This window comes from Nocardioides sp. (assembly GCF_034670285.1).
GTDB lineage: Bacteria > Actinomycetota > Actinomycetes > Propionibacteriales > Nocardioidaceae > Nocardioides.
Genome location: NZ_JAXMNS010000171.1, coordinates 1 through 7,538, shown reverse-complemented (window position 1 = coordinate 7,538; position 7,538 = coordinate 1). Strand labels below are relative to the sequence as shown.

General features: G+C 72.0%; 6 protein-coding genes. 3 read left to right on the top strand and 3 right to left on the bottom strand.

From position 1 onward, the window contains the following. Positions 1–134 precede the first annotated feature (134 nt). Positions 135–809: a hypothetical protein gene (locus tag VOI19_RS10160; protein WP_323792847.1), complete on the bottom strand. Its 675-nt coding sequence runs from the start codon at positions 807–809 to the stop codon at positions 135–137. Between the two features lie 186 nt (positions 810–995). On the opposite strand from VOI19_RS10160, the gene VOI19_RS10155 reads away from it, so the two are divergent. Continuing rightward, complete coding sequence (locus VOI19_RS10155; RefSeq protein ID WP_416366371.1) at positions 996–2,765, top strand: acetyl/propionyl/methylcrotonyl-CoA carboxylase subunit alpha; 1,770 nt, start codon at positions 996–998, stop codon at positions 2,763–2,765. Beyond that, positions 2,734–4,005 carry a benzoate/H(+) symporter BenE family transporter gene (locus VOI19_RS10150; protein ID WP_323792845.1) on the top strand — a complete coding sequence of 424 codons (1,272 nt, stop codon included), beginning with the start codon at positions 2,734–2,736 and terminating at the stop codon, positions 4,003–4,005. The genes VOI19_RS10155 and VOI19_RS10150 overlap by 32 nt, the downstream gene beginning before the upstream one ends. Here VOI19_RS10150 and VOI19_RS10145 read toward each other — a convergent pair. Next, positions 3,962–5,059 carry a glycosyltransferase gene (locus VOI19_RS10145; RefSeq protein ID WP_323792844.1) on the bottom strand — a complete coding sequence of 366 codons (1,098 nt, stop codon included), beginning with the start codon at positions 5,057–5,059 and terminating at the stop codon, positions 3,962–3,964. The two genes, VOI19_RS10150 and VOI19_RS10145, sit on opposite strands and share 44 nt — an antisense overlap. 10 nt (positions 5,060–5,069) lie before the next feature. After that, positions 5,070–6,194 carry a glycosyltransferase family 1 protein gene (locus tag VOI19_RS10140; RefSeq protein ID WP_323792843.1) on the bottom strand — a complete coding sequence of 375 codons (1,125 nt, stop codon included), beginning with the start codon at positions 6,192–6,194 and terminating at the stop codon, positions 5,070–5,072. 55 nt (positions 6,195–6,249) lie between these two features. Between VOI19_RS10140 and VOI19_RS10135 the strand changes: the two genes are divergently transcribed. Continuing rightward, on the top strand, positions 6,250–7,538 hold a 1,289-nt coding region (locus VOI19_RS10135; RefSeq protein ID WP_323792842.1), incomplete at its 3' end, for an FAD-binding dehydrogenase.

Here is a 7,538-nt window from a genome sequence, read left to right as displayed (position 1 = left end):
CGTCGACGACGTCCTCGGCTCCGCCGCGGGCGATCGCCTCGGCGCAGCGGGTCGCGCCCTCAGAGTTCCACCAGTGCCAGAAGGCCTCGACGTCTGGGGGCGTGGCTGTGCTGTCGTTCATCGGGGGGTCCGTCCTAGTCGCAGTTGTCGCAGAGGCCCGTGGCGGGGATGGCCATGAAGCAGCGGGGGCACACGTTGACCGGTCGGTCGGCCGGCGCGACCTTCTTGGGGATCACGGGCTTGGGCTCGCGGGGCGCGCGGGTCGCCGCGGCGGACGTCGACCTCGACGCTCCACCGGCGGTAGCGGCAGCGGCACGCGGAGCACGCGGAGCACGGGGCGCCTTCATCTCCACGATCTCGGGGTGACCGCCGTCCTCCGGCACCGAGCCGGCCCACTCGTAGCACTCGAGCCGCGCTCGCGAGGCGTGACGCTCACGGGCCGTGGGATCGGTGATGGGCAGCTCGTCGGCGGCGCGGAGCACGTCGTCGTAGCGCTCCCCGACCCACCCGCGCGAGTCGACGACGAGCGCGGTCAGCGGCGGGTAGCCGTCACGGTGGTGGAGGGCTGCAAGGGGCTGGAGCAGCTTGGCGAGCCAGCGCGGGTGCGGGCGCGAGGTGGAGATGCCGGTCTCGGTGAGCAGACGGTGTGCGAGCGCACCCTCGGTGATGGTCGCGTGGTACTCCAGCGCGGTCTGCTCGAGGATCTCGTGGGTCGCGCGCGCCCACGTCTCGAGAGCGATGGCCTCCGACGTCCCGGTTCCTTCGGGCTCGTACCAGAACCCCTTGCGCTCCTGCTGGTACTCAGACACGACCCCGAGCATAGGGGCCCGCTGGGCGTCCATCCAGGGAGCCTGCGTCCGCGGCGACGACAAGGAGCGATAACCTGCCGCGCGGGATCATGATCCTGCCCAGCGAAGCACAGCAAAGACTCACCGAAGCCCCATCAAGAGCATCACGGCCACCCCAGGAGCGTCCACGTGCCCGACAGCAAGCCGCTGCAGAAGGTCCTCATCGCCAACCGTGGCGAGATCGCCGTCCGGGTCATCCGGGCCTGCAAGGACGCCGGTATCGGCAGCGTGGCGGTCTACGCCGAGCCCGACCGTGACGCCCAGTTCGTGCGCCTCGCCGACGAGGCCCACTCGCTCGGCGGCGCGACCCCGGCCGAGTCGTACCTCGACATCGCCAAGATCCTCAAGGTCGCTGCTGAAACCGGCGCCGACTCGGTGCACCCCGGCTACGGCTTCCTCGCCGAGAACGCCGACTTCGCCCAGGCCGTCCTCGACGCCGGGCTGATCTGGATCGGCCCCCCGCCGGCTGCCATCGAGGCCCTCGGCGACAAGGCCAAGGCCAAGCACATCGCCGAGCGCGCGAACGCCCCGCTGGCTCCTGGCACCAAGGACCCCGTGAAGGACGCCGACGAGGTCGTCGCCTTCGCCGAGGCCAACGGCCTGCCCGTCGCGATCAAGGCCGTGTTCGGCGGTGGCGGACGTGGCCTCAAGGTCGCCCGCACCATGGAGGAGATCCCCGACGCCTACGAGTCGGCGGTCCGCGAGGCCGTCGGCGCCTTCGGTCGCGGCGAGTGCCTCGTCGAGAAGTTCCTCGACCAGCCGCGCCACGTCGAGACCCAGTGCCTGGCCGACCAGCACGGCAACGTCGTGGTCGTCTCGACCCGCGACTGCTCGCTCCAGCGCCGTCACCAGAAGCTCGTCGAGGAGGCCCCCGCGCCGTTCCTGACCGACGACCAGGTCACCCGGCTCTACGAGTCGTCGAAGGCGATCCTGCGCGAGGCCGAGTACGTCGGCGCCGGCACCTGCGAGTTCCTCGTCGCCAAGGACGGCACCATCTCCTTCCTCGAGGTCAACACCCGCCTCCAGGTGGAGCACTGCGTCTCCGAGGAGGTCACCGGGATCGACCTGGTGCGCGAGATGTTCCGCATCGCCGCCGGTGAAGAGCTCGGCTACGACGACCCCGAGGTGCGCGGCCACTCGATCGAGTTCCGCATCAACGCCGAGGACGGCGGGGCCAACTTCATGCCCGCTCCGGGCACCCTGTCGGCCTGGAGCCCGCCCAGCGGCCCCGGCGTCCGTCTCGACGGTGGCTACGAGAACGGCGAGACCATCCCGGGCTCGTTCGACTCCCTCATCGCCAAGCTGATCGTGACCGGTCGCGACCGCACCCAGGCGTTGGAGCGCTCGCGTCGTGCGCTCGACGAGTTCGTCGTCGACGGCATGCCGACCGTCATCCCCTTCCACCGCACGGTCGTGAGCGACCCGGCGTACGTCGGCGCCTCGACTCCGAGCGGCGAGGGCGAGTTCACCGTCTACACGACCTGGATCGAGACCGACTTCGACAACCAGATCGAGCCCTTCGGCGGCGACGCGGCCCAGGCCGAGGAGGCCGGCGAGCGCCAGACCGTGGTCGTCGAGGTCGGCGGCAAGCGCGTCGAGGTCGTCATCCCCGCCGGTCTCGGCGGGCTGTCCTCCGGTGGAGGCGGCGGCGCGAAGAAGACCAAGCGTGCCGGTGGCAAGAAGGCGGGCGCAAAGGCGTCCGGCGACTCCGTCACCAGCCCGATGCAGGGCACGATCGTCAAGGTCACCGTCGAGGAGGGCCAGGAGGTCGCCGAGGGCGACACCATCGTCGTCATCGAGGCGATGAAGATGGAGCAGCCCCTCAAGGCGCACAAGGCCGGGACCGTGACCGGTCTGGCCGCCGAGGTCGGCGCGACGGTGACCAGTGGCGAATCCATCTGCGAGCTCAAGGACTGACACCGACGCCCGGGACGACGCCGGCGGCACGACCCAGCTCGTGCTCGCCGGTGTCATCACCGCCGTCGTCGGCTTCACCTCCTCCTTCGCGGTCGTCCTCACCGGACTGACCGCCGTCGGCGCCGCCCCACGCGAGGCGGCGTCCGGGCTGCTCGTCCTGTCCTTGACGATGGGCCTCGGCTCGATCGTCTTCTCCTGGCGCACCCGGCTGCCGGTGACGATGGCCTGGTCGACCCCCGGGGCAGCCCTGCTCGCCGGCGCGACCGTCCCGGACGGCGGGTACGCCGACGCGGTGGGCGCCTTCCTCGTCGCCGGCCTGCTACTGGCCCTAACCGGTCTCGTGAAGCCGCTGGGCGAGTGGGTGGCCAGGATCCCGGTGGCCCTCGCCAACGCGATGCTCGCCGGGGTGCTGCTCGGACTGTGCGTGCAGCCCTTCCTCGCCCTCGCCGACTCCCCCGCCGCCATCGCGCCGGTCCTGCTCACGTGGCTGGTGCTGCTGCGGGTCGCCCGCCGCTGGGCCGTGCCCGGGGCCTTCGTCGCAGCGGTGGTCGTGATCGTGGTCTCCGGCTCGCTGGCCGGGGTCGACCCGGCCGACCTCGCCCCGGGGCTCACCTGGACGACACCGCACCTCGACCTGCTGACGGTGATCGCCATCGGCGTGCCGCTCTACCTCGTCACGATGACGAGCCAGAACATCCCCGGCACGGCCGTGATGGCGTCGTTCGGCTACCGGGCTCCGCTGCGTCCCGCGCTCGTCTACACCGGTACGGCGACGGTCATCACCGCCGGGCTCGGTGCGTTCGCGATCAACCTCGCCGCGATCTCTGCGGCGCTGGCGGCCGGCCCGGCTGCTCACCCGGACCCCGCACGGCGCTGGGTGGCCGGGGTGTCCACCGGAGTCACCTACGTCGTCCTGGGGCCGTTGGCCGCCCTGGTCTCGACCGTGGCCGTGGCAGCACCCGCGGGAGTCGTCGCGGCGGTCGCGGGAGTTGCCCTGATCGGCACCTTCGGCTCGGCCGCCGCCTCGTCGCTGGCCGACGACCACTACCGCGAGGCCGCGGCGATCGCCTTCGTCGTCGCTGCTTCAGGGCTCGTGATCGTGGGAGTCGGCGCGGCGTTCTGGGCCCTGATCGCCGGTGGGCTCTACCTGCTGGCGGTCGGCGCCAGCCGGACCGACGGTCCGCGCTCGATCGGCGCTAGAGCGACTGGTCGCCGATCCACTGCAGGATCGCCGCGCTGAACGACTCCTCGGAGAACTCGTCGGCGCGTGCGCGGCACGCGGCGGGGTCGAGCGCCAGTGCGGCCTCGATGTGCTCGGCCCAGGCGGCGGCGTCCAGCTCGGGGAGCAGGTAGCCGGTGACGCCGTCGACGACGGTCTCGCGGGTTCCGGCGATGTCGAGGGCCAGGACGGGCGTGCCGGCGGCCATGGCCTCGACCGGCACGAGCCCGAAGTACTCGACGGCCGGGTAGACCAGCACGGCGGCGTCGGCCATCAGCTGGGCGACCTCCTCGTCGGTGGTGCCGGTGATGATCTCGACCGGCACCGAGGCGCGCTCGGCCTTGGCCCGCAGCTCGGGCTCGAGGATGCCGCCGCCGACGATCTTGGCCGGCAGCCCGGCCGCCTCGGCGGCATCGATCACGAAGTCCAGTCGTTTGTAGGCGATGAACCGGCTCAGCCCGAGCACGAACGGCTGCACGCCGGGAGTCGGCTGACGGCCCTCGAACCGACCCAGGTCGATGGGCGGGTGGATCACGGTGGCCTCGCGGTTCCACACCTGCTGGATGCGCTCGGCGGTCGCGGCCGAGTTGGCGGCGTAGGCGACCACCCGGGGCGCGGCCTTGAGGTCCATCCGGCGGATGTGGGCGCACAGCGCTCGGGCCGGGAGGCTCGACGCGCGGTCGTCCAGATCGGGGAACCAGGCGTAGCGGGCCGGGGTGTGCACGTAGGACACGTGTGGGACGTCTGAGTAGACCGCCGTCCAGTGGCTCGACATGTGGTGGCTGGCCACGACGAGGTCGGCCTTGCGGTCCAGGGTGCGACCCCATGTGGGCCAGCTGACGGCGTTCATCGCTGCTGCGGCCTCGCGTCGACGCATCAGCGGCTCCGGGTGGCGGAAGCCCGCGTGGATGCGCTCACGCGCGATCGACGGCACGCCCCGGGCGAAGGCCACCGGGGAGTAGACCTTCGCGTCGGGCATGGTCGCGGCGAGGTGCTCCACGACACGCTCGGACCCACCCGTCTCGGAGAGCCACTCGGCGGTGATCCAGGTGCGTGCGGGGAGGGGGGAGGTCACTGCGCAGATGCTACTGCGCTGCGCGGCCACCCGCGGCTGCATCCACGACCTCGAGCGTCGAGGTCAGGCAGTTGGCCCAGGTGAACTGCCCGGCGCGCTCACGCCCGCGGGTCGCGAGGTCCGCGGCGAGGTCGGGCTCGTCGAGGATGCGCGAGACCTGCGCGACCATCGTCGCGACGTCGTGAGGGTCGCAGTACAGCGCCGCGTCGCCGCACCGCTCGCGCAGGGCCGGGATCTCGGAGACGACGACCGGGCAGCCGTGGGCCATCGCCTCGACCGGCGGCAGGCCCGACGCCTCGTGGAACGACGGGAAGAGCAGCACCGAGGCGGCGTCGTAGTGCGCCTCGAGCGCCGCGTCGCTGAGCTTGCCGGCGAAGACCATGCGGTCGTCGGCGGGGCCGAGGTCGACGGCCTGGTAGATGCCGGACGGGTCACCGACGAAGACCGCTCGGAGGTCGGGTCGGTCGGCGAGCAGCGCCCGCGCCGCGGCGATGACCCCCGCGACGTTCTTGCGGGGGTTGAGCGCGCCGACGTACAGCACGAAAGGACCCTTGGGCGGCGTCGGGTCGTCGGGCGTCGGCTTCGGCCGGTGGCGTGGGAGTCCGCCGTTGGCGACCGCGACGAGGCGGTCGGCAGCCATCGGGAAGTGCGCGAGCATGCGGGTGCGCTCGGCCTCCGAGACGGTGATGACCCGCTCGGCGCGGCGCATGGTGGAGGGCACCAGCACCTCGTAGACGCGGCGGAACGTCGAGCTGACCGTCTCGGGGAAGTCGCGGAACGCCAGGTCGTGCACGGTGACGACGACCGCCGGACTGCGTCGGCGCAGGGTGAGCAGTGGTGCGGTGTTGCCGGGGCAGAACAGGACGTCAGTGTCGCCGAGGTGGCGCGGCAGCACCGTCTGCTCCCACCGGTGTCCCCCGCCGCGACCGACCTCGCGGACCCTGATGTGCTCATAGGTCGGCAGGTCGACCGCGAGCGCGGGCTCGAGCGGCGGGGTGAGCAGCTCGACGGTGAGTCCGCTCTCGGCCTCCAGCTCGGGCAGTGCCTCGTCGAGCGTCGCGCAGAGCTCGCGGGCGTAGCGCTGCACCCCCGTGACGGGCTGGGTGAGGAACCTGCCGTTGATGGTGAGCTTCACGTGCAGGAGTGTGCCGGATCACGGACGACGCGGGGCGGGGTGCCACCCTGTGGTGGTGTCCGAGACCTCGAAGTCCTCCGTCAGCCCGTCCTCCGCAGCGACTCCCCCGGCTCTCGACGCGATCGTCGTGGGCGCCGGTCTCGCCGGGCTGGTCGCGACCCACGAGCTCGTCAAGGCCGGCAAGCGGGTGCTCGTGCTCGACCAGGAGAACCGCGCCAACCTCGGCGGCCAGGCGTTCTGGTCGCTCGGCGGACTCTTCTTCGTCGACTCCCCCGAGCAGCGCCGGATGGGCATCAAGGACTCCCGCGAGCTCGCCTGGCAGGACTGGCAGGGCTCGGCCGGCTTCGACCGGCTCGAGCCGGGCCCGGACGGCGCTCGCGCCGAGGACGAGTGGCCGCGCCGGTGGGCCGAGGCGTACGTCGACATCGCTGCCGGCGAGAAGCGTCAGTACCTCCGCGACCTCGGGCTGAAGTCGGTGCCGATGGTAGGCTGGGCCGAGCGCGGCGCCTCCGACCCGCAGGGCCACGGCAACTCCGTGCCGCGCTTCCACCTCACATGGGGCACCGGCCCCGAGGTCGTGCGGATCTTCGCCGAGCCGGTCCTGGCCGGTGAGGAGCGCGGGCTGGTCGAGCTCGCGTTCCGGCACCGGGTCGACGAGGTGGTCCTCGATGACGGCGTCGTGGTGGGGGTCCGAGGCGTCGTCCTCGAGCCCAGCGACGCCGAGCGCGGTGTGGCGTCGTCCCGTGAGGTCGTCGACTCCTTCGAGCTGCGGGCACCGGCCGTGATCGTCACCTCCGGCGGGATCGGCGGCAACCACGACCTCGTGCGCGAGATGTGGCCCACCGAGCGGATGGGTGCCGCTCCGGAGCACCTGATCTCCGGCGTGCCGGCTCACGTCGACGGCCGGATGCTCGCCATCTCCGAGGCGGCGGGGGCGCGCCTGGTCAACCGTGACCGGATGTGGCACTACACCGAGGGCATCCACAACTGGGACCCGATCTGGCCGGCGCACGCGATCCGGATCATCCCCGGCCCGTCGTCGCTCTGGCTCGACGCGCAAGGGCGCCGCTTCCCCGCGCCGAACTTCCCGGGCTGCGACAACCTCGGCACGATGAAGGCGATCCTGGCGACCGGCTACGACTACTCGTGGTTCGTGCTGACGCAGTCGATCATCGAGAAGGAGTTCGCACTCTCCGGCTCCGAGCAGAACCCCGACATCACCGAGAAGGACCTCAAGGTGCTGCTGCGCGAGCGGCTCTCGAAGGGTGCGCCCAGCCCGGTGGAGGCCTTCAAGGAGCACGGCGAGGACTTCGTCGTCGCCGACACGCTGGCCGAGCTGGTGGC